The 21,273-nt window shown below is 63.5% G+C and carries 18 protein-coding genes; 3 read left to right on the top strand and 15 right to left on the bottom strand.

Features of this window, described 5'->3' with window-relative positions; translation table 11 throughout:
- Positions 1-61 precede the first annotated feature (61 nt).
- Both OO258_RS25510 and OO258_RS25505 read right to left on the bottom strand, forming a co-directional pair.
- Positions 62-1,201, bottom strand: a complete 1,140-nt coding sequence (locus OO258_RS25510; RefSeq protein WP_266034204.1) for a glycerate kinase — start codon at positions 1,199-1,201, stop codon at positions 62-64.
- A gap of 151 nt (positions 1,202-1,352) precedes the next feature.
- Positions 1,353-2,450 carry a sugar diacid recognition domain-containing protein gene (locus OO258_RS25505; protein WP_266034201.1) on the bottom strand — a complete coding sequence of 366 codons (1,098 nt, stop codon included), beginning with the start codon at positions 2,448-2,450 and terminating at the stop codon, positions 1,353-1,355.
- 163 nt (positions 2,451-2,613) lie between these two features.
- On the opposite strand from OO258_RS25505, the gene OO258_RS25500 reads away from it, so the two are divergent.
- The 3 genes from OO258_RS25500 to OO258_RS25490 all read left to right on the top strand — a co-directional run bounded on the left by OO258_RS25500 (position 2,614) and on the right by OO258_RS25490 (position 6,762).
- Positions 2,614-3,942: an MFS transporter gene (locus OO258_RS25500; RefSeq protein WP_266034198.1), complete on the top strand. Its 1,329-nt coding sequence runs from the start codon at positions 2,614-2,616 to the stop codon at positions 3,940-3,942.
- Positions 3,943-4,158: 216 nt separating this feature from the next.
- The gene (locus tag OO258_RS25495; RefSeq protein WP_266034195.1) at positions 4,159-5,679 is read left to right on the top strand and encodes an FAD-dependent oxidoreductase; all 1,521 of its coding nucleotides are present in this window, start codon (positions 4,159-4,161) and stop codon (positions 5,677-5,679) included.
- Positions 5,680-5,751: 72 nt separating this feature from the next.
- Positions 5,752-6,762, top strand: coding sequence for an aldo/keto reductase (locus tag OO258_RS25490; protein WP_266034193.1), 1,011 nt, complete (start codon positions 5,752-5,754; stop codon positions 6,760-6,762).
- A gap of 87 nt (positions 6,763-6,849) precedes the next feature.
- On the opposite strand, the gene OO258_RS25485 is transcribed toward OO258_RS25490, so the two are convergent.
- The 13 genes from OO258_RS25485 to proW all read right to left on the bottom strand — a co-directional run bounded on the left by OO258_RS25485 (position 6,850) and on the right by proW (position 21,251).
- Positions 6,850-7,542, bottom strand: a complete 693-nt coding sequence (locus OO258_RS25485) for a TraX family protein (protein ID WP_266034191.1) — start codon at positions 7,540-7,542, stop codon at positions 6,850-6,852.
- Between the two features lie 3 nt (positions 7,543-7,545).
- Positions 7,546-8,622, bottom strand: coding sequence for a metal-dependent hydrolase (locus OO258_RS25480; RefSeq protein WP_266034188.1), 1,077 nt, complete (start codon positions 8,620-8,622; stop codon positions 7,546-7,548).
- A 145-nt stretch (positions 8,623-8,767) separates the two neighbouring features.
- The gene (locus OO258_RS25475) at positions 8,768-10,018 is read right to left on the bottom strand and encodes an OprD family porin (protein ID WP_266034186.1); all 1,251 of its coding nucleotides are present in this window, start codon (positions 10,016-10,018) and stop codon (positions 8,768-8,770) included.
- A gap of 54 nt (positions 10,019-10,072) precedes the next feature.
- A complete protein-coding gene (locus OO258_RS25470) occupies positions 10,073-11,272 on the bottom strand; it encodes a benzoate/H(+) symporter BenE family transporter (RefSeq protein ID WP_266034184.1) in 1,200 nt (399 codons plus the stop codon).
- A 69-nt stretch (positions 11,273-11,341) separates the two neighbouring features.
- Entirely contained in the window at positions 11,342-12,661 is a 1,320-nt protein-coding gene (locus OO258_RS25465; protein WP_266034181.1) for an MFS transporter, read from the bottom strand.
- A gap of 57 nt (positions 12,662-12,718) precedes the next feature.
- Positions 12,719-13,480 carry a 1,6-dihydroxycyclohexa-2,4-diene-1-carboxylate dehydrogenase gene (locus tag OO258_RS25460; RefSeq protein ID WP_266034179.1) on the bottom strand — a complete coding sequence of 254 codons (762 nt, stop codon included), beginning with the start codon at positions 13,478-13,480 and terminating at the stop codon, positions 12,719-12,721.
- A gap of 177 nt (positions 13,481-13,657) precedes the next feature.
- Complete coding sequence (gene benC / locus OO258_RS25455) at positions 13,658-14,668, bottom strand: benzoate 1,2-dioxygenase electron transfer component BenC (RefSeq protein WP_266034176.1); 1,011 nt, start codon at positions 14,666-14,668, stop codon at positions 13,658-13,660.
- A 72-nt stretch (positions 14,669-14,740) separates the two neighbouring features.
- A complete protein-coding gene (benB, locus tag OO258_RS25450; RefSeq protein ID WP_004374327.1) occupies positions 14,741-15,226 on the bottom strand; it encodes a benzoate 1,2-dioxygenase small subunit in 486 nt (161 codons plus the stop codon).
- Positions 15,223-16,581: a benzoate 1,2-dioxygenase large subunit gene (benA, locus tag OO258_RS25445; protein WP_266034169.1), complete on the bottom strand. Its 1,359-nt coding sequence runs from the start codon at positions 16,579-16,581 to the stop codon at positions 15,223-15,225. Before benA ends, benB begins: the two co-directional genes overlap by 4 nt.
- Before the next feature lie 159 nt (positions 16,582-16,740).
- Positions 16,741-17,697, bottom strand: a complete 957-nt coding sequence (locus tag OO258_RS25440; RefSeq protein WP_266034164.1) for a helix-turn-helix transcriptional regulator — start codon at positions 17,695-17,697, stop codon at positions 16,741-16,743.
- 334 nt (positions 17,698-18,031) lie between these two features.
- Positions 18,032-19,087 (bottom strand): GlxA family transcriptional regulator, encoded by a 1,056-nt coding sequence (locus tag OO258_RS25435; RefSeq protein WP_266034161.1) that lies wholly within the window; start codon positions 19,085-19,087, stop codon positions 18,032-18,034.
- Between the two features lie 111 nt (positions 19,088-19,198).
- Positions 19,199-20,227: a glycine betaine/L-proline ABC transporter substrate-binding protein ProX gene (gene proX / locus OO258_RS25430; protein WP_266034158.1), complete on the bottom strand. Its 1,029-nt coding sequence runs from the start codon at positions 20,225-20,227 to the stop codon at positions 19,199-19,201.
- 70 nt (positions 20,228-20,297) lie between these two features.
- A complete protein-coding gene (gene proW, locus OO258_RS25425) occupies positions 20,298-21,251 on the bottom strand; it encodes a glycine betaine/L-proline ABC transporter permease ProW (protein ID WP_266034156.1) in 954 nt (317 codons plus the stop codon).
- Between the last annotated feature and the right edge of the window lie 22 nt (positions 21,252-21,273).

Below are 21,273 nucleotides of genomic sequence, written 5' to 3'. Positions count from 1 at the left end.
CGCTGTCTGAAAGTCTGAAGCGAAGGTCAGGCAAGACGAAAACGGCCGCGCAAGATGCTGTTCAGCACTGCTTGGCACAACGCCACAGACGACCGATATCACAGGCGCGCGCCTGAAGCAGCTCGGCGGCATTGGCACACGCCTGCTCCAGGCTCATCGGCCCACTGGCCAAGGCGAACGCAGCATCGACACCATGGCCATACAACTGCTGGTAGCCCTCACCCAAGGTGCCGGCCAGCACCACCACCGGCACAGCATGACGCTTGGCAACCCGCGCCACCCCCATCGGGGTCTTGCCGCGCAGCGTCTGCGCATCGAACCGCCCCTCACCCGTCACCACCAGGTCGGCGCCCTGCACCAGGGCGTCAAGACCGGCCAGTTCGGCCACCACCTCTACCCCGGGGCGGAACTGCGCCGCCATGAATGCCCGGGCAGCGAAGCCCATGCCGCCGGCAGCACCGCAACCCGGCTCGTCCCGCACATCCCCACCCAGCAGCCGCGCACAATGGTCGGCAAAATGCCCCAGCGCCTGGTCCAGGGCCTGCACCTGCTGCGGATTCGCGCCCTTCTGTGGGCCGAAGATCGCCGACGCCCCATTGGCGCCACACAGTGGGTTATCGACATCGGCTGCCACTTCGAATTGCACTTCGGCCAGCCGCGGGTCGAGGTCGCTCGCGTCGATCCGGGCCAGCCTGGCCAGGGCCAGGCCGCCCTCTTCCAGCGGCTGACCGTCGGCGTCCAGCAGACGCAGGCCCAGTGCGCGCAACATGCCACTGCCGGCGTCGTTGGTAGCGCTGCCGCCAATGGCCAGCACCACGCGTTGGGCACCGGCAGCCAAGGCGGCGGCAATCAGCTCGCCAGTACCCCAGGTGCTGCTGCGGCAGGCATCACGCTGGCCGGTCGGCACCAGTTGCAAGCCACTGGCCTGAGCCATTTCGATGATGGCCGTGCGGCTGTGCGACAACCAGCCCCAGCCGGCCTCGACGCTTTGCCCCAGCGGCCCGCGCACAATCTGGCGGCGCAGTTCACCGTGGCTGGCAGCCAGGATCGCATCCATGGTGCCTTCGCCACCGTCGGCCATCGGGCACTCGACCAGCTGTGCGTCCGGCCACGCTTCGCCAAGGCCCGCAGCAATGGCGCGGGCAACAGCGGCAGCGTCGAGGCTGTCCTTGAACGAGTCGGGGGCAATGACGATCTTCATGGGGATTCTCCTGTCCTGATGGCGGCATGCTGACAGTTGTACGCCCAAGCGGCCTCGGTCAAATGCACAAAACGCCGGCCGGGTTGTTTGGGCAGATGCCTTTGTGCCTGCGGTCTGAACCTTTGGAGGACAATCACCGGATCGTTCACGGTCAGTCTGGGGGCAACAGTTGCAACCCCAAGTACAAGCTGAACATCCCTTCCATGCGCAGCGGATCGACTTCGCCCAACTCGGCAATCCGCTCCAGGCGGTAGCGCAGGCTGTTGCGATGAATGCCCAAGGCATCGGCACAGGCCTGGCTCTGGCCGTCATGGGCACACCAGGCGCGCAGGGTGGGCAGGAGCTGGCCGCTGCCGTCTTTCGCGCGAATACGCAGCAACGGTTCCAGCAGTTCATCCAGCGCGTCATCGTTGCGATGGCGCCACAGCAGTGCCGGCAGCCGGTAGCGCTGCAGGCTGAGCAGGCGTTCGCCAGGCACTACCTCTCGGCCGTAAGCCAACAGGTCACGTACCCGGCGGTAACCGCGGCGCAGCTGCTCCAGGCTCTGCGCAGCGCTGCCCAGGGCCAGCCGCTCCACCTCCCAGCCATGTCGCTGCAAGCGTTCCAGCAAGCGCGGCTCGTCCAGGGGCAGCCCGGCCGGGCGACACCACAGCAGCGAGTGGCGCGCGGGGCTGACGCACCAGCTGTCCGGGTAGCGGCTGGTCAACCACGCGGCAAGCGCCTCGGCGGCCGGCCCCGAGGCCAGCTCGAACAGGCACGGTACCCGTGGCAACTGCGGCTTGAGGCCCAACTGCCGGGCTTCGTCGAGCAAACGCGGGGAGTCACCGCTGCCCCCCAGCAACAAGGCCAGCAAGTCATCACAGCGCTGTCGACGCCATTTCTGGTCGGCCTGCAAATGCCGTTGGGCCAACAGCATTTCGGCGGTCATGCGTACCAGTTCGCCGTAGGTGCGCACCTGCTGCGGGTCGCCTGTCAGGCCTAGCACGCCCATCAGCCGGCCATCGAGCATCAGCGGCAGATTCACGCCGGGTTGCACGCCCTTCAGGCACTTGGCCGCGTCAGTATCCAGCTCGACGATCCTGCCATTGGCCAGCACCAACTGCGCCCCTTCGTGACGGGTGTTGATGCGCTCCGGCTCGCCACTGCCAAGGATCAGGCCCTGGCTGTCCATGACATTGACGTTGCAGGGCAGAATGGCCATTGCCCGGTCCACGATATCCTGTGCCAGGTCATGGTCGAGTTCGAACATTGAACGGTCCTTTGGGTGTTAGGCTTTTGGGCCCGGGCACAGCAGCCCGGGCCGATCGCTGTGCAAAAGCACAAAGACAGGCACGCCGCAGTCCCCGAGACTCGTCAGGGCGAGCGCCGGAACAGGCGACGCGGCGACAACCATAACAACAGAGAACCCGATCATGGCACACAGCCCCGCCCCTGACCAAGGCATGGATACCTCCCGCAACGCGCTGTACCGGCGCATCACCCTGCGGCTGATTCCGTTCATTTTCATCTGCTACCTGTTCAACTACCTGGACCGCGTCAACGTCGGCTTTGCCAAGTTGCAGATGCTCGACGCCCTCAAATTCAGCGAAACGGTATACGGCCTTGGCGCCGGCATCTTCTTCATCGGCTACGTCTTGTGCGGTCTGCCGAGCAACCTGGCGCTCAACCGCTTCGGTCCGCGGCGCTGGATCGCGCTGATGATGATCGCCTGGGGCAGCCTCTCCACCTGCCTGCTGTTCGTCAGCACCCCCACCGAGTTCTATACCCTGCGCCTGCTCACCGGCGCTGCCGAAGCCGGTTTCTTCCCCGGCGTGGTGCTGTACCTCTCGCGCTGGTTCCCCGCTGCCCGCCGCGGGCGCATCATGGCCCTGTTCATGTCGGCAATCCCGGTGTCGGGCCTGCTCGGCGGGCCGTTCTCCGGGTGGATCCTGCAACACTTCGCCGCCGGCCAGCACGGCCTGGCCGGCTGGCAGTGGATGTTCCTGATCCAGGGCTTGCCGACCGTTGCCCTGGGGGTAATGGCGGTGTTCCTGCTCAGTGATGGCTACCAGAAAGCCGCGTGGCTGAGCCCGGCGGAACGCCAACTGATCGCCGCCGATCTCGACGCCGATGCCGCCAGCAAGCCGAACACCGCAGGCGACAGCGTGCTGGCCGTGCTGACCAACCCGCTGATCTGGACCTTCGGTTTTGTCTATTTCTGCATCCAGAGCGGCGTGTACGCGATCAACTTCTGGCTCCCCTCGATCATCAAGGGCATGGGCTTCGACAACCCGCTGCTGATCGGCTGGCTCAGCGCGATCCCGTACCTGCTGGCTGGTGTGTTCATGATCCTCTGCGGGCGCTCCGCCGACCTGCGCAACGAGCGCCGCTGGCATTTGGTCGTACCGATGCTGATGGGCGCCATTGGCCTGCTGATCGCGGTGAACTTCGCCGGCACCCCGAGCATCGCCATTCTTGGCCTGTCGATCGCCACCATGGGCGCCCTCACCGGCCTGCCGATGTTCTGGCCCATGCCGACTGCGCTGCTCAGTGCCAGCGCCGCTGTCGCCGGTTTGGCGATCATCAACTCGGTAGGCCAGATGGCCGGTTTTCTCAGCCCGTACCTGGTGGGGTTCATCAAGGACCAGACCGGCTCGACCGATGCCGCACTGTATTCGCTGGCCGCGCTGATCGTGCTGGGCAGCCTGGTGGCCTTGCGCGTGACCCGGGCGGGTGTGTTGAGCTCTGCACTCACCCGTTGAGGCATTCGCGGTAGATTCCGGCCACCTCGCCGTCACGCTAAAGGGCTACCGTTGCGCGGTAGCCCTTTAGCACGATTATCATCTTCATCAGGGAAGATGGTGTCCCCGTCACCGCCAGCGTGTCACCCGGCGGGTTAAAGCTTCCGATCGTCAGATCAACGCATCCCCCTCGCTACCCAGGCGTCAAATGGTTTCAAACCCCCTTGGAGAAACCCCATGACCGAGCACGCCGTGGCCCGCCTGGACCAACTCGACGAACATCGCCCCCTGCGCGTCCAGGCCGGTAGCGAAGAACTCATCCTCGTCCGTCAAGGGGAGCAGGTACACGCCTTTCAAGGCAACTGCCCCCATGCCGGGGCGCCACTCGACGAGGGCGTAGTCTGCGGTGGCCTGCTGGTCTGCCCCTGGCACAAGGCTGCGTTCGCCGTTGACGACGGCGTGGTCTGCGAGCCACCTGCACTGGCCGACCTGCGCCGCTACAAGGCGTGGGTCAAGGGCGATGAAGTCTGGGTCGATGACCAGCCCCTGCCACCGATCGAGCCGCCAAGGCACAGCGACGCCCGCTGCTTCGTGGTGGTGGGTGCCGGTGCTGCCGGCAGCGCCGCAGTCGCCACCCTGCTCAACCATGGCTTTTCCGGCCGCCTGGTGTGGGTCGACCAGGAGCGCCAGCCCGCCTACGACCGCACCGCACTCAGCAAATTCGTGATAGCCGGGCAGATGGCGCCCGATGAGGTCCCCGCGCTGCTCGAAGCCGACGCACTGCGCAAGGGCCACCTGGAGCGTAAGCACGGCAAAGTGCGCAGCCTCAACAGCCAGAAACGCCAACTCACCCTCGCAGACGGGCAGCAGATCGAGTATGACGCCTGCCTGCTGGCCACTGGCGCTAAAACCCTGCGCCCTGAGCTCCCAGGTATCGACCTGCCAGGGGTGTTTACCCTGCGTTCGCGCGAGGATGCTGCCCAGTTGCTCGATGCCACCGAACCTGGCAAACCGGTGGTGATCGTCGGTGACGGTTTCATTGGCCTGGAAGCAGCCTCGGCCCTGCGCCAGTACGGCGCGCAAGTGCATCTGGTCACTCGCCAAGACGTCCCGCTGGCGCAGCAGCTGGGTGAACGCATCGGGCGCAGCATCCGTGCGTTGCATGAACGCAAAGGGGTCATCTTCCACGGCCCTACCGAGGTAGAGCGGATCGAGGGGCAGGACAAGGTCGAAGCCGTAGTGCTGGCCAATGGTGAGCGATTGCAAACGCCACTGGTACTGCTGGGGACTGGGGTAAAGCCGGCGACCGCTTTTTTGCAAGGCGTGCCGCTGGGCGAGGACAAGTCGGTGCGGGTCGACGCGGAAATGCGCGCTGCCGAGGGCCTGTGGGCTGCGGGCGATATCGTGACCTTCCCGTTGACAGGCCGCCCGGTCCGTATCGAACACTGGCGCCTGGCCCAGCAGCACGGGGTGATCGCTGCCGCCAACATGCTTGGCGAGCAGCGCCGCTATGCCGACGTGCCGTTTTTCTGGACCTACCAGCATGGCCGCACGTACGAAGTGCTGGGGCACGCGCAGGACTGGAACCGGATCGCGTTCGTCGGTGAACCGGAACAGGGTGACTTCATGGCCCTGCAATGCGTGGATGATCGCGTCGAAGCGGTGATCGCCATGGGCTACTCCGACACCATGGCGACGCTGTCGCAACGCATGAAGCGACCATTGACCTTGCCGGAGGCCATGGCGCTGATCGGTTGAGCAGCGCCTTTCAATGCACCCGGGTTGTGTGTAAAACAGGCAGGTCAGCCGATTGCAAAAGGACCCACGCGCATGATCTACCGCCCTCTTGGCCACAGTGGCCTGCAGGTTTCCGCCCTTACCCTGGGCAGCATGATGTTCGGCGAGCAGACCAGCACCGAGGACGCCCTGCGCATCATCGACAAGGCCTGGGACCAAGGTATCAACTTCATCGATACCGCCGACGTGTACAACGCCGGGCGCTCAGAAGAAATCGTCGGTGAAGCGGTGGCGCGCCATCGCCAGGACTGGATCGTCGCCAGCAAGGTCGGCTTCGGCCCGTCCGACGGCCTGCCCAACCGCAGCGGATTGTCGCGCAAGCACATCTTCAACGCCCTTGAAGCGACGTTGACGCGCATGCGCATGGACTACCTGGACGTCTACTACCTGCACCGTGAAGACCGCCAGGTACCCCTGGAAGAGACCGTACAGGCCATTGGCGACCTGCTGCGCCAGGGCAAGATCCGCTACTGGGGCGTGTCCAACTTCCGTGGCTGGCGCATTGCCGAGGTCTGTCACATTGCCGAGCGCCTGGGGGTACCCAAACCGGTGGTCAGCCAGCCGCTGTACAACATCGTCAACCGCCAGGCCGAGCCAGAGCAACTCACAGCTGCGGCCGCGCACGGTCTGGGCGTGGTGCCGTTCAGCCCGCTGGCGCGAGGTGTACTCAGTGGCAAGTACGCGCCCGGGGCAGTGCCGGACCCTGGCAGCCGTGCCGGGCGCCAGGACAAGCGCATCATGGAGGTGGAGTGGCGCCAGGAATCGCTGGCGATTGCCCGGCAGATCCAGGCCTATGTCGAGGCCAAAGGTGTGGGGATGGTCGAGTTCGCCATTGCCTGGGTGTTGAATAACCAGTGGGTGAGTTCCGCTATCGTAGGGCCGCGCACCGAGGAACAGTGGGAGACCTATGGGGGGGCGCTGGCGGTGAAGATCACCGCCGAGGACGAGGCGTTCATTGACTCACTGGTGACACCGGGACATGCGTCGACCCTAGGGTTCAATGATGTCGCGCATTATGTGAGTGGGCGGTTGGCCCGCAGCTGATCGTCTTCCTGTACTGGCCTCTTCGCGGGCAATGGGAGCCCAACGCCGGGCTCCCAGTCCCCCTTTCACCCCGGCCGGATGACTGGCTCATGAAAGGACCTTGATGGCCAGCAAATGCAGCGGATAGAACAGGTAACCCCAGCGCCCCACCGCAGGCACCCGCCATTCATCCTGCCGTAACAGCAGCACCCCGAGCGGAATCGCCAGGGCTGCGGCAACCAGTGTCAGCACCGTAAACGGTGCCAACAGGTGCTCGCGCAACCAGCTATTGGTCAGATTGCCGCCCGCAGCCAACAGGCAAGGCAACAACCCGACAACCCCACCTTGCCTGCGCGCCATCAAGCAGGCGCCCGGCAGCAACACCCCCGGCAACCCATACATCAGCTGCTCACGCAACAACCAACCTGCCAGCAGGCCGGCGATGCCAAGCACGCGTGCCGATATCAAGGGGTGATGCACACCCCAGGCAACCACCAGCCCCAATGCCAGGGTGGGCATCACGCTGAATGTCTGCGAGCCACTGTCCAGCCAACGATACGCAGGCTCGGACAGCACCACGAACATCAGCATCAGCGCCAGATAGCGCAGGTTGCCACGGGTATACAGCGCCCCCGCCCCGGCTCGCCCCACGTTCACTGCTATCGCCAGGCAGAACAGTGGAAACGCCAGCCGCCCCAACACGAACAGGCCATCGGTCTCGGGCCACAGAAAACGCAAGTGATCGACGACCATGGTCAACATCGCCGTCCATTTGACCAGATCCAGCCCGGCCGAGCGCACTACCTAGCGCTCGCGCTCGACGGGGCTGACGCCCAGATAGCGTTCGGTCCACACTGCCAGAGGCAAGGGTGGTTGCTGCTCGATAATGCGCCGCCAGATCAACGCCAGGTCTGCGCCGTTGAACATCGAACCTGGGCCAGCGCCCTGAAACATCGAAGGCACATCGACAATCCAGCGCCCCTGGTTGTCACGGTGGGCCATGTTGAAACGGAAGGTGTAGTTGCCTGGAATACCCATACGCAGGTCGGTGACCACCAGCGCATCACCGATCTGGTCGTAGCGCAGCCAGTCATCGGTGAACCAGCGCAACCGCTGGTGCAGGGGATCATCGCTCAGCGCTTGCGCAAGCTGCAGGTTTCGCGACAGGCGCTGCATCTCTGGCGCTTGTCGGTCGAATGCACTGCTGATGCCTTCGTAGTAGTCCCCTTCCGCGGTCTTGGCCAGCACCCGCCAGACCAGGCTGTTGAACGCGATCGGCACGGCGCGGACCTCGCTGGTAGCGATGCCGCGCTGGTGCAGCGCCGCCTCGAAGCGCTGCTCGGCCGCCATGCGCCCGGCAAGGCCAAACCCCAGGTAGGCGGTACTGAATACCAGCGCCAGGGTCAGCAGGCGTTCAGCCCTGGCAGTCACGCCCTTGGCGATGGCGTAGATGACCGCCAGCAGCAGTGGCACGGTATAGACCGGGTCGATGATGAACACCGCCGCCCAGCTTTGCGGGGTACCTTGCAGCGGCCAGAACAGCTGCGTGCCGTAGACCGTGAAGGCGTCCAGCAACGGGTGGGTAACCAGTACCAGCCAGAATGCGAGGAACAGCCTGGGCAAGGTATAGCCCTTGCCAGGCCAGCATTTGTTGACCAGCCAGGCCAGCAGCAAGGCCAGCCCCGTGAGCACGAACAGCGAATGGGAAAAGCCACGGTGATAGGTCATCTGCGACACCGGGTCGGCGTAGCGGATGATCACATCGAGGTCGGGCAGCGTGCCCAGCGCTGCACCATACAGCAGCGCACGGCGGCCCTGGATGCGACCGAGCACGGTGCCTTGCAGGGCAGCGCCGAGTACAGCTTGGGTGATGGAGTCCAAGGGGTGCATTCCTGGCAGGTGATTGCTGAAAACTACCCTCAACCAAGGCGGATAGGCAAATGCCTGCCTTGTTGCTGATGCAACTGCCCACCTGGGTGCGCTCCTGCAAAAGGCGCCTGAAGCGTGGGAACGCACCGTGCCGCGGTCAGAACAACTGCCAGGTATAAACCAGCGTCAGGCGGTTCTCGTCGATATCGCTGCGGTAATTGGACCGCGCCATGGCGTTCCTCACGCGAATCCCCAGCCCCTTCAGTACCCCGCTCTGCACCGCATAGCCAATATCCAGATCGCGCTCGCGGTCGCGCCCTTCATAGCCCTGCCCGGTATCCACATTGTTACCGGTTATGTAGCGCACCGTCGCCGTCAGCCCAGGTACGCCCATGGCGGCGAAGTTGTAGTCGTAGCGCACTTGGTAAGAGCGTTCATCGGTGTAGGCGAACTCATACGTCGGCACCTCGTTACCCAGCGGCGAGATGTTGGCGAACACCCGTGGGAAAGGGCTGTCGCCATACATGCCCTGGTAGCCTGCGTGGAAGCTGTGCCCGCCATGTCGGGCGGTAAACATCGAGAAGAACGCCTGGTTGTCGATGTTGCCCAGCAATGCACCGCCCTCTTCACGCGCGGTGAAATAGCCCAGGTTGGCGCTGAGCACCCATTCCCCCACTGGCTTGCTGTGCTTGAAGCCGACAAAGCCCTGCTCGTAGATATCCTCCAGCTGCCCGTACCACAGGCTGACACTGCTCTGGTTGGCATTGAACGCGTAGTCGCCGCCAACGTAGTTGAAGGCATCGCTCTGGGCCTGGCGCATCGGCACATGGCCAAGCATCGCGTTCATCTTGCCGTCGCCGCCCTCGTTGCGCAGGTGGGTGCTTTTCAGGTGGCCGGCCTGTACGGTCAACCCGTCGATCTCCGCCGAACTGATACTGGCACCCTGATAAGTGGGTGGTAACAGGCGGATATCACTGAACGTCAGTACCGGCAGGTTGGGTTGCAGCTCACCCACACGGAGTTCGGTCTTCGACAGGCGCGCCTTGAAGGTCGGTGCCAGGCGGCTGTACTCATCGGCAGCGCGGCCATCACCGTGCACCGGCAGCAGGCCGGTGTTGGCCCGGTCGGGGCTGCTGTCGAGCTTGATGCCCAACAGGCCCAGGGCATCCACGCCAAAGCCGACCCTGCCCGGGGTGTAACCGCTCCTGAAGTCGAGGATGAAGCCCTGGGCCCACTCCTCGGCCCTGGACTGCTGGTTGGCCCCGACAATGTCGGAAAAATCGCGGCTGAAGTAGTAGTTTCGGGCGCTCAGGGTGGCCTTCGAGTCCTCGAAGAAGCCGCCTTCGGCAGCCAGCAATGGTTGGCTGAGCAAAGTCAGGCCCAGGGCGACGCAAGGGGTGTGATTCATTCCGAAGCTCTCTTGATCTTGTTGTTATGGGTAAAGCGTTGGGAACACGGCAATTCAGGATGTACGGCGCAGCACCTCCCGGACACGTGGCCGGCGCAGCCTGAGCAGTGCGTGTGCCAGCAGGCCGAACAGCAACCCCCAGAACGCTGCCGACAGCCCGAGGAACGCCACCCCGGAAGCCGTGACCAGGAAGGTGAACAGCCCGGCATCACGCTCTGCCGGCTCTGCCAGGCTGCGGGCCAAGGCCTCGCTGATGGCGCCATACAGGGCCAGGCCAGCCAGGGCGGCGATCAATGCGGCAGGAAAGGCCGCGAACAAAGACATCAAGGTGGCGCCCGCGATGCCCAGCAGCAGGTACAGCCCACTGCCAGCTACTGCCGCCACGTAGCGCCGGCGTGGGTCTTCGTGGGCTTCATGCCCGGTACACAGGCTGGCAGTGACCGCCGCCAGGTTCAGCCCGTGGCAACCAAACGGCGCCAGGACGGTACCGGCCAGGGCACTGGCGCCGATCAGCGGGCTGGCCGGCGTGCTGTAGCCGGCGTTACGCAATACCGCCATGCCGGGCATGAACTGCCCGGTCAGCGCCACCAGCACCAGGGGCAGTGCCAGGCTGAACACGGCTGGCAGGCTGAACTGCGGGGTGATCCACTGGGGAGAGGCAAGCTCCAGCACCAGCGCCTCGCTACGGAATGCGCCGCTGGCGACTGTTATCAACGTGCCCACGCAAAGCACGGCGACCACGGCATAACGGGGCTGTAACCGGCGCATCAGCACGTAGGTGACGAACATCCCCAGGACCAGCAACGGCTGCACCGGCAATGCCCGGAACACCTCGATGCCGAAACTGAACAGGATGCCGGCCTGCATGCCCGCAGCGATCGACCCTGGCAGGCGCGCGATGATGCGGTCGAACGCCCCGCTGATGCCAATCAGCAGCAGGATCAGGTTGGCCACCAGATAAGCCCCCACGGCCTGGGCCAGGCCCAATTGCGGCAACGCGGTGACCAGCAGTGCCGAGCCCGGGATGGACCAGGCGATCACCACCGGTACGCGGTAGCGCAGGCTGAGCAGCGCACCCAACACCGCACTGCCCATGGACACCGCCCAGACCCAGGATGACAGTTGCCGGTGCGACAGGCCGGCGGCTTCGGCGGCGTGGAAGATGATCACCAATGGCCCGGCATAGGAAATCATCGTGGCGATGCAGCCTGCCACGATGGCGGACAGCGAGCTGTCCCTGATCAAGGTTTTCATGAATTTCTCGCAAGGCAGCTGCCGGCCTGGTGGCTGGCTTTGGTGGTGTGTTGCCTGCTTCGCGGTGGCTTAGGCCTCCTGCAAAGCCCGTGACCGCCCACTGGCCAGGTGTACGGCCATGGCCAGCGCGGCGATCGCACCAGGAATGGCGAATGCGATGAAATTGAGTTGCAGCGGCAGGTTGATGCCCATCAGCGCGCCACCCAGCAGTGGGCCGACGATGGCGCCGTTGCGGCCGATGCCAGAAGCCCAGCCCAGGCCGGTGGAGCGCACCGACAGGCCGTACATCTGTGCAGCGCCGGCATACAGCAGGATCTGCGTGCCGATGGTAGTGGCACCGGCAATGAAGATCAGCAGGTACAACACCGGCATAGGGCTGTCCACACCCAGCAGGCTGATCGACAGCGCGGCCGCAATGAAGAACACCACCTTGACCTTGACCAGGTTGTAGCGGTCGCCCAACCAGCCGCCGAGGATCGCCCCGGCCATCCCGCCGAAGTTCAGTGCCAGCAGGAACGACAGGCTGGAGCCCAGGCTGTAACCGGCGTTGGCCATCAGTTTCGGTAGCCACGAACTGAGCGCATAGACCATCAGCAGGCAACAGAAGAACGCCAGCCACAGCGCCAAGGTGCGAATGGCCAGGCCGTTTCTGAACAGCTCGAGCACCGATGCCCCGCCGGCTTTGCGATCAGTTGCCTGCAGCACATCATCGGCCTGTACATCGCAGCCTGGGTCCAGTCGCTTCAGCAGCCCTCGCGCCTGGTCGCTACGCCCCTGGCGCACCAGAAAACCGATCGACTCTGGCAGGTAGTAGAGAATCACCGGCAACAGCAGCAGCGGCACGGCCGCGGCAAAGAACATGGATTCCCAACCGAAGCGTGGCAGCATGAAAATGCCGACGCCCGCCGACAGCATGCCGCCCAGCGAATAGCCACTGAACATGATCGCCACCAGCGTGCTGCGCAGGCGCTTGGGCGCGTATTCGTTCATCAATGCCACGGCGTTGGGCATCAGGCCGCCACAGCCCAGGCCGGCGATGAAGCGATAGATGCCGAATTCACTGGGGCTGCTGGCGAAGCCATTGAGGATGGTCGCCCCCGAGAACAAGGCAAAGCAGATGGCAATGCCCTTCTTGCGCCCGATGCGATCAGCCAGGCTGCCGAAGGCCAAGGCGCCGAACATCATGCCGAACAGCGCATAGCTGCCCAGGGCACCGGCCTGCAAGGGGGTCAGGCCCCACTCTTTCATGATGACCGGCAGTACCACACCGTAGATGAAAAGGTCATAGCCGTCGAAAATCAGCAGCAGGCCGCACCAGGCCATGACCATCCAGTGGAACGAGGTAAAGCGCGCGTTATCGATGATCGGGTGTACGTCAAGGGTTCGCATGGCATCTGTCGCTCTTGTTTTTGTTGTGTTGGAAAGCTGTTGCCCTGAAGGTGTTGCTCAGCCGAGGTCACCGCCCCCTACCGGCAGGGTCACGCCGGTGATGTACGAGGCTTCGTCGGACGCCAGGAACAGAATGGCCCCGACCTGTTCGTCGATGCTGCCGTAGCGGTGCATCAGGCTGCTGTCGAGGGTCTGGTCGACGATCTGCTGGTACCAGTGCTTTTCCTGCTCGGTTTGCGCTGCACTGTTGCGGGGTACGCGCCGGGGCGGCGCTTCGGTGCCACCCGGCGCGGTGGCGTTGACCCGGATCCCGCGGCCCGCCGTTTCGAAGGCCAGACAAGCGGTGAGCGCATTGACGCCGCCTTTGGCCGCGCCATAGGGCACACGGTTGACGCCACGGGTGGCGATGGAAGAAACGTTGACGATGACGCCGCTGCTGCGTTCAAGCATGTATGGCAGCGCGGCGTGGCAGCACCACAGTGTCGGGAACAGCGAACGGCGTACTTCGGCCTCGATCTGCTCGACATCGTAGTGCTCGAAGGGCTTGGCCCAAATGGTCCCGCCTACGTTGTTGACCAGTATGTCGAGGCGCCCAAAGGCTTCCACCGCGCTGGCCATGACCCGGGCGCAGTCGCTGTGTAGTTCCAGGTCGGCGGTGAGGGTAAGCATGCCTTCACCCGCCAGCTCGTGGACCAGTTCGGAACGGTCCACCGCTACCACTTGCGCACCTTCGGCCTTGAGCCGCCAGCACACACCCCGGCCGATGCCTTGGGCGGCACCGGTGACCAGGGCGACCTTGCCTTGGAATCTGTTGTTCATATGCAAATCTCCAGTTCGCGAGAGACCCTGTGGCAGCCACTGTCTTGCTCAAAGCCTGAAAGGCTGCGCGATGACTGTGGGAGCGGGCATGCCCGCGAACACGGGCGAAGCCCGTGCCCTCCACCGCGCAGCCCGTTCCCACAGGGTCGGCGTATTGCGTTGAATCAGAGGGGGCTGTCAGGCCGCAGCCGCAAACTTCTCGTAGTAGAAGTTGGCCGGGGTGATGCCCTGTTCCCGCACGTACTGGCTGACCGCCTCGACCATCGGCGGCGGCCCGCACAGGTACACATCGACATCGCCGTCGTTGAGGTGGCGTGGCTCGATGTGCTGGGTCACATAGCCCTTTTGCGGGTACTGACTGTCCGGGTTGGCCACGCAGGCGCTGTAGGTGAAGTTGGGGATGCATGCTGCCAACGCCTGCAGGCGGTCGAGCTCGACCAGGTCAAAGTCGTTGGTCACGCCGTAGATCAGGTGCAACGGGTGCTCGCTACCTTGCTCGGCGATCTTCTCCAGCATCGCCGTGAACGGCGCCAGCCCGGTACCACCGGCCAGCAGCAACAGCGGGCGCTGGATCGGCCGCAGGTAGAAACTGCCCAACGGCCCGGCCAGGCTCAGGCTGTCGCCAGCCTTGGCAAGGTTGGTCAGGAAGCTGCTCATCAGCCCGCCCGGCACGTTGCGGATCAGGAAGCTGACTTCGCCGTCCTTCTGCAGCGAGCTGAACGAATAGGCCCGGCTCTGCTCGCTGCCCGGCACCTTGAGGTTGACGTACTGCCCTGGCAGGAAGGCCAGGCGGCTCAGGGCCTCGCCCTTGATCGACAGGGCAATGGTACTGGCCGAAAGCTGGCGCACAGCGCTGATGGCTGCCTCGAAACTGGCCTGCTCGGTCTTGCACAGCTGCGACGAGGCCGGAATGCGGATGACGCAGTCGCTTTCGGCGCGCATCTGGCACGTCAGCACGTAGCCTGCGGCAATTTCGTCCTCGCTCAGTGCGTCTTCGATAAAGTTGTCGCCAAGCTCATAACGCCCGGACTCAGCCTTGCACTTGCAGGTACCGCAAGCGCCGTCGCGGCAGTCCAGCGGAATGTTTATACCCTGGCGGTAAGCGGCATCGGCCACGGTTTCTTGACCGGTGGCTTCAATGAAACGGGTAACCCCGTCTTCGAAATTCAGTGCGATCTGGTAGCTCATGTTGCACCTCGCGGGCGAGCCGGGCCACGGCGCATCACAAGACGCACCGGGCAATGCTCGCAAAACCCTGTATCAGATGTGGTAGATGTCGATGACCTGGCGCACGTAGTCGTTCTTCAGCACCACCTTCTTGGCCTTGATCAGCGGCTGCTCGCCGCGCAGGTCGAGGGTGTAGAAGCTGGTGCCGAAGTAACTGTCGGTGGTCTTGTAGCGGAAGCTGAGGGTGTGCCAGTTGAAGCGCACCTGGCAGCTGCCCTCGCCCTGCTCGACGATCTCGATGTTGCTGATGTTGTGCGAGGTGCGGGTGTCGGGCACGGTCGCACTGGAGCGTTCGGTCTTGATGCGGAACACGCGGTCTTCCAGGCCGCCACGGTTGCCGTACCAGATCAGCGAGATCTCGCTTTGTGGGTCTTCGGTGAGGGTGTCGTCATCGTCCCAGCTCGGCATCCAGAAGCTGGCATCGCTGGCGTACAGTTCCAGCCACTGGTCCCACTGGGCATCGTCCAGGTAGCGCGCTTCGCGGTAGAGAAAGTCGCGCACGGTTTCATACAGGCTCATTGCACGGCCTCCACGGGGATCAGCTGCTGTTCGTCCTTGAGGGCCTGGATCATGGTGTCCTGCCAGTACTTGTGCTGCAGCACGAAGAGGCCTTCGTCCTCGGTGCGCACGCCCGACAGCAGGGGTTCGAGGTCAATCTCCTTGGCCGCCTCATCGGCGCCTTCGACCCAGTGTTTGGCGCCACGGGACATGTCGTTCCAGCCCGTGCCGCCGCCATAGCCGGTCTGGCACGAGCGGAATTCTTCCAGGTCGTCCGGGGTGGCCATGCCGCTGACGTTGAAGAAGTCTTCGTACTGGCGGATACGCTTGGCGCGGGCATCGGCGCTCTCGCCTTTCGGCGCGATGCAGTAGATGGTGATTTCGGTCTTGTTCACCGAAATCGGCCGGGCGACGCGGATCTGCGAGCTGAACTGGTCCATCAGGTACACGTTCGGGTACAGGCACAGGTTGCGCGAGTTTTCGATCATCCAGTCGGCGCGGGCCTGGCCGAAGTCGGCGGCCAGTTGGTCGCGGCGCTCATAGGCCGGGCGGTCTTCCGGGTTGGCCCAACGGGTCCACAGCAGCAGGTGGCCATGGTCGAAGGAGTAAAAACCGCCGCCCTGCTTGGCCCAGGCACCCGCACTCATGGTCTTGATTTCGTCGCCCGCCTCGCGCTGCTTGCGCTGGTTCTGGGTAGCGGCGTAGTTCCAGTGCACGGAGCTTACGTGGTAGCCGTCAGCGCCGTTCTCGGCGGTGAGCTTCCAGTTGCCTTCGTAGATGTACGAGCTGGCACCACGCAGCACCTCCAGGCCTTCTGGCGACTGGTCGACGATCATGTCGATGATCTTGGCCGACTCACCCAGGTGCTCGACCAGCGGTTTCACGTCGGCGTTCAGGCTGCCGAACAAAAAGCCCCGGTACGACTCGAAGCGTGCCACCTTGGTCAGGTCGTGGGAGCCGTCACAGTTGAAGCTGTCGGGGTAGCCGGCGTTGCTCGGGTCTTTCACCTTCAGCAGTTTGCCGCTGTTGTTGAACGTCCAGCCGTGGAACGGGCAGGTGTAGCTGGAACGGTTGCCGCGTTTGTGGCGGCAGAGCATGGCGCCGCGGTGGCTGCAGGCGTTGAGGAAGGCATTGAGCTCACCGTCCTTGTTGCGCGCGATAAAAATCGGCTGGCGCCCCATGGTCAGGGTGAGGAAGTCGTTTTTCTCGGGGATCTGGCTTTCGTGGGCCAGGTAGATCCAGTTGCCCTCGAAGATATGTTTCATCTCCAGGTCAAACAGGCGTGGGTCGGTGAACATCTCGCGCTTGCAGCGGTAGACGCCCTTTTCACGGTCGTCCTCAAGCATGGCATTGAGGTAGTCGAATCCCAGGGACATGGCCAGGGTCTCCCTTGTTATTGTTTAGACCTGGTCAGGTTAGAGGCTGGGATTGGGTCGCAATATCCGGTTTGTGCGGGGTGCTATCCGTTTTGTGCAGGTTGAGGTGACAGGCTCAAGCGTCTCTTCGCGGCCCTACCCGCGAGAGACCGGTACGGTTCAACGCCGATTGCGCAAGGTTTCGGAGGGCAATTCGCCAAACTGCTGTCGATACACTTCGGAAAAACGCCCGAGGTGCAGGAAGCCATAATCCATGGCCAGTTCGGTCACGCTACGCACAGAGCAACTGGCATCGCCCAGGCAGGCACGCACCTGTTCCAGCTTACGTTGTCGCACGTATTGCTTGGGTGTGGTCTGCAGGTGCCGATCGAACAGCGCATACAACGAGCGCAAGCTCATGCACGCCTGCTCCGCCAGCGCCTCCGCTGTCAGCTCGAACTTAAGGTTGTGGTCGATGTAATCGATGATCCGCTCCAGGCTTGCACCCGGTGAGCTGAGGCTCTCGCGGCGGATATTGGTGCTCATCAGGGTCAGCAGCTTGCTGGCGACAATCTGGCTGTAATGGCCCTGCACCCTGGGCAGTGAATCGCCCACTTCCGCCTCGTGGCAAACCATGGCCAGCAGGTTGACGAAGCCATCCAGCTCATCCAGCCGGTAATGATTGCGCAAGAACCGCACGCCTCCATCAGGGCGCTGCCAGCGCTGTTCATCGCAGATCGAGTCCAGCAGCCGGGTCGGCACCTTGAGGATGAACTTCTCGCAGTCTTCCGAGTAAGTCAGGTCAACCGGGTCGTCGGGGTTGATCAGCAGCAATTCACCCGGCACCAGGTGTTGCTCGCGCTTGTGCCCGCGCCACAGGCAGTTGCCATTGAGCAGGACTTGCAGGTGGTAGATGGTTTCCAGCGCGGGCGAAGTAACGCGAACACTGCCGCCGTAGCTGATACGGCACAGGTCGAGTTCGGCGAACTTGCGATGGCTCAGGCTAGCCTGGGGGTGGGTGGTACGGGACAGACCGATGCAATGCTGGCCGACATGCTGGTTCACATAATCGGACACAGCATAAGGGTCGGCGTGGTGAAACACGCTACTGCGCTCGCTCAGCAGGCGGCTTTCCATAGGCAAGGCACTCGGTATCGTTATTGTTCTGGTCGCCGCGTCCTACCGCCTTGTGGGCTGTGGTTGCGGTCATCACGGTCATTCTATCGGGCTGGCAGCGCGTCGCAGGGGCAGGCGACAGCCGGCGAATGGGGGACACTACAGCAAAAAGGGGGGGGGTTGGGCAATGCAACGATGGGATTGGCTGGGCGGATAGCGAACAATTCAAATGCTGTAAATGTTCGGTTATCGAACGTTTTTTCCGGCAACTCCCTCTTCTCGGGGTAAATCTGCTACCTCGAACTGTGGGGGAGCGGGTTTACCCGCGAATGGGCCGGCACAGGCAGCCCATCACTCAATGCACTGCCACATCCTGCCGCGCCGTCCATCCCTGGCTGCGTGCCCGGTACTGGCGTGGCGCAATGGCGAACAACTCGCGAAAACGCCGGTAGAAATGCGGGAAACTCACGAACCCGCTGGCCACCGCCACTTCGGTCAGTGACTTGCTGGTGTGCTGCAGCAACTGCCGCGCATGGGTCAGGCGCAGTTCCAGATAATAACGCGGAGGGGTCGCCTGTACATGTCGGCGGAACAACCGCTCCAGGTGGCGGCGGGACAAACCGGCATGCTGGGCAATCTCATCGATGCCAATGGGGTCCTCGATGTTGGCGTGCATCAGTTCCAGCGCCAGGCGCACGCCCTTGGGCAGGCCGGGGTCGATTTCCGGGGTGCTGGCCGGGGCATCGCTCATCACCCGCGCCCGATCACATGCCAGCATCTGCTCCACGGCGCGGCGCAACGGCACTCCGCCGCACTGCTCAAGCAGCGCCAACATCATGTCCAGGGCGCTGCTGGCACCGGCGCAGCTCATCCGGCGGCGGTCCAGCACATGGGCCTGACGGCTGATGCGCACCTTGGGGAACAGTTCGCTCATCATTGCCCTGCCATCGGGGTGGAAGGCGCAATCGTGGTCATTGAGCAATCCTGCTTCGGCCAGGAAATAGGCACCGTTCCACAGGCCACCCAGCTGGCAGCCGTGCTGGTCGGCCTGGCGTAACCTGGCGCGTAGCAGCGCTGCGGTTTCCAGGCGCACGCGAAAACCGCCGCATACCAACAGGCAGTCCAGGCCCTGTACGTCCAGGTCGGCCAGCTGGGTGTTGACGGGCAAGGCAATGCCCAGGTCGCTCAGCACTTGCTCGCCCTCGCCTACCACCTGGACCTGGAACAACGGCGTGGCGCTCATCAGGTTGGCGGTGACCAGGCTGTCCATGGCGGCGGTGAAAGCCATCATCGAGAAGTGTTCGCGCAGGATAAAGGCCACCCGCTGGCAGGGCATGCTGAGTGTGGTGCGGATGGCGGGGGCCAGGTGGGCCAGGTTGGTGTTTTTGAGGGTGCTTTCGAAGTGGCTCATGGCTTTGACTCAACAGCAAAATTAGCGTTGGCTCGTTCGCGAGCAAGCCCGCCCCTGCAACTTCCTGCAGGTGCGGTCTGCCCGCGAATGAGCCAACACTGATGGATCCGGTTACTTACCGGCCTGGGCCGCAGCGTCGCGCGAGGCCTGCAGCCACTGGTCGAACTGCTGGCGGTGCGCTGCCACCCATTCCTTGGCATGGCGGGTGATGTCGGCAGGCTTCTTCTCGCCCTGCTGCATTTTCAGGTTCTGGTTGCTCTCGTCGTCGATGCTGATCTGCACCAGCGACAGGAACTTCTGCGCTGCCGGGTTCTTATCGGCAAAGTCCTTGTTCAGCACAGCCACCACCTTGTCGATGGCAAAGCCCAGGTTCTTGCCGTGGTACATCGTGTCGACATCGTTCTTGCCGTCTGGCAGGTCGGTTTTCGGCACTTCCAGCCAGACCACGTCCTTGCCTTCGACCAGCACGCTGGCGATCCACTGCGGTACCCAGGTGAAGTAGAAGATCGGCTTGCCTTCCTTGAAACGGGCGATGGTGTCGGCCATCAGCGCGAAGTACGAGCCCTGGTTGACGGTGATGCTCTTGTCCAGGTCGTAGGCCTTCATATGGTGGGCAATCACCAGCTCGCAGCCCCAGCCTGGGTTGCAACCGGTCATGTCGGCCTTGCCGTCGCCGTCGGTGTCGAACAGCTTGGCAATTTCCGGCTTTTTCAGGTCGGTGATGTACTTGATGTTGTACTGGTCGGCGGTTTTCTTGTCGATCAGGTAGCCTTGGGCCACGCCCGGGAGGATGTTGCCGGTCTTGACCATCACCTCGTCACCACCGGCCTGCTGGTAGAACTGGTTGTGCAGTTTCTCCCACAGGTGCACGGTAAAGTCGGCATCGCCGTTGGCCAAGGCCACCATCATCACGCCGTATTCGGTCTCCTTCGGCTCCTGCACCTTGTAGCCCAGCTCGCGCAGGCCTTCCATGGCCACTTCGCCCCGGAACCGCTCTTCGGCGATGGAGGGGAAGATCGGCGTTACCTTCACGCCATCGCCGGGCTTTTCCGCCGAGGCGTGTGCACCCAGGGCCGCGGCCGCCAGGGTCAGCGCCGTGGCGCATTTGAGGATGCTGCGGGTGAATTTGGATTCGTGCATCGTCGCTTACCTTTTTCTCATTTTTATCTTCAAGTGCGGCAGATCGAACGTCTCAAGGTTCTTGCAGTGCTCAGGCGGTCTTGCGCCGCCCTTGCGCTTGCCCTGCGCCAATCAGGCGCAGCACTAACCCGACCGGGCCGGTGTGGTACCAGCGCAGGCTCGGGTCACCGCTGGTGCGGGCGCCCATGGCCTGGGTCAGGCGGTCGAGGAAGATTGCCAGCAGCACCAGCCCTACCCCGCCCACGGTAGCCAGGCCCATGTCCAGGCGGCCGATGCCACGCAGCACCATCTGGCCCAGCCCGCCGACCGAGATCATCGAGGCGATCACCACCATCGACAGCGACAGCATCAGGGTCTGGTTAAGGCCGGCCATGATGGTCGAGGTGGCCAGCGGCAGCTGCACGCGGGTCAGCATCTGCCGTGGCGTACAGCCAAAGGCGCGTGCGGCTTCGATCTTGTCCTCCGGCACCTGGCGAATACCCAGGTTGGTCAGGCGCACCAGGGGCGGCAGGGCGAACACGATGGTCACCAGCACCCCAGGCACGTTACCAATACCGAACAGCATTACGACCGGCACCAGGTAGACGAACGCCGGCAGGGTCTGCATGGCGTCCAGCAGCGGCCGGATGATGCTTTCCAGGCGGTTGCTGCGGGCGCAGACAATGCCCAGCGGGATACCGATGACCGCGCAGAAAAACACCGAGGTCAGTACCAGCGCCAGGGTGGTCATCGACTCTGACCATACGCCGATCAGGCCAAGCAGGGTCAGGGTGACGAAACACAGCAATGCCATGCGCTTGCCGGCGAGCTGCCAGCCCAGCAACGAGGAAAGGATGATGCCGATGGTGGGCGGGATGCTCTGCAAGGTGAACTCGATACCGTTGAGCACCTGGTCGATCGGCCAGCGGATGGCGCGGAACACCTCACGGAAGTTGTGTACCAGGAAATTCAGGGTCGCGGTGACCCAGTCGCCCAAGGGGATGGTGGCCGCCTGGAACGGGTCGAGAAGGCTGAATTCGGACATGAGGGCTTACCTCTTTGTTGTT

It is taken from the genome of Pseudomonas sp. DCB_BI, from assembly GCF_026240995.1.
In the GTDB taxonomy this organism is placed as follows: domain Bacteria; phylum Pseudomonadota; class Gammaproteobacteria; order Pseudomonadales; family Pseudomonadaceae; genus Aquipseudomonas.
The sequence above is the reverse complement of the archived record's forward strand: the minus strand, read 5'-3'. Positions and strand labels throughout refer to the sequence as shown.

Coding starts and splice junctions, on each gene's coding strand:
- OO258_RS25510 (WP_266034204.1), bottom strand. CDS start 1,201: ATGAAGATCGTCATTGCCCCCGACTCGTTCAAGGACAGCCTCGACGCT.
- proX (WP_266034158.1), bottom strand. CDS start 20,227: ATGCACGAATCCAAATTCACCCGCAGCATCCTCAAATGCGCCACGGCG.
- proW (WP_266034156.1), bottom strand. CDS start 21,251: ATGTCCGAATTCAGCCTTCTCGACCCGTTCCAGGCGGCCACCATCCCC.
- OO258_RS25460 (WP_266034179.1), bottom strand. CDS start 13,480: ATGAACAACAGATTCCAAGGCAAGGTCGCCCTGGTCACCGGTGCCGCC.
- benC (WP_266034176.1), bottom strand. CDS start 14,668: ATGAGCTACCAGATCGCACTGAATTTCGAAGACGGGGTTACCCGTTTC.
- OO258_RS25465 (WP_266034181.1), bottom strand. CDS start 12,661: ATGCGAACCCTTGACGTACACCCGATCATCGATAACGCGCGCTTTACC.
- OO258_RS25490 (WP_266034193.1), top strand. CDS start 5,752: ATGATCTACCGCCCTCTTGGCCACAGTGGCCTGCAGGTTTCCGCCCTT.
- OO258_RS25440 (WP_266034164.1), bottom strand. CDS start 17,697: ATGGAAAGCCGCCTGCTGAGCGAGCGCAGTAGCGTGTTTCACCACGCC.
- benA (WP_266034169.1), bottom strand. CDS start 16,581: ATGTCCCTGGGATTCGACTACCTCAATGCCATGCTTGAGGACGACCGT.
- OO258_RS25470 (WP_266034184.1), bottom strand. CDS start 11,272: ATGAAAACCTTGATCAGGGACAGCTCGCTGTCCGCCATCGTGGCAGGC.
- OO258_RS25505 (WP_266034201.1), bottom strand. CDS start 2,450: ATGTTCGAACTCGACCATGACCTGGCACAGGATATCGTGGACCGGGCA.
- OO258_RS25500 (WP_266034198.1), top strand. CDS start 2,614: ATGGCACACAGCCCCGCCCCTGACCAAGGCATGGATACCTCCCGCAAC.
- OO258_RS25495 (WP_266034195.1), top strand. CDS start 4,159: ATGACCGAGCACGCCGTGGCCCGCCTGGACCAACTCGACGAACATCGC.
- benB (WP_004374327.1), bottom strand. CDS start 15,226: ATGAGCCTGTATGAAACCGTGCGCGACTTTCTCTACCGCGAAGCGCGC.
- OO258_RS25435 (WP_266034161.1), bottom strand. CDS start 19,087: ATGAGCCACTTCGAAAGCACCCTCAAAAACACCAACCTGGCCCACCTG.
- OO258_RS25475 (WP_266034186.1), bottom strand. CDS start 10,018: ATGAATCACACCCCTTGCGTCGCCCTGGGCCTGACTTTGCTCAGCCAA.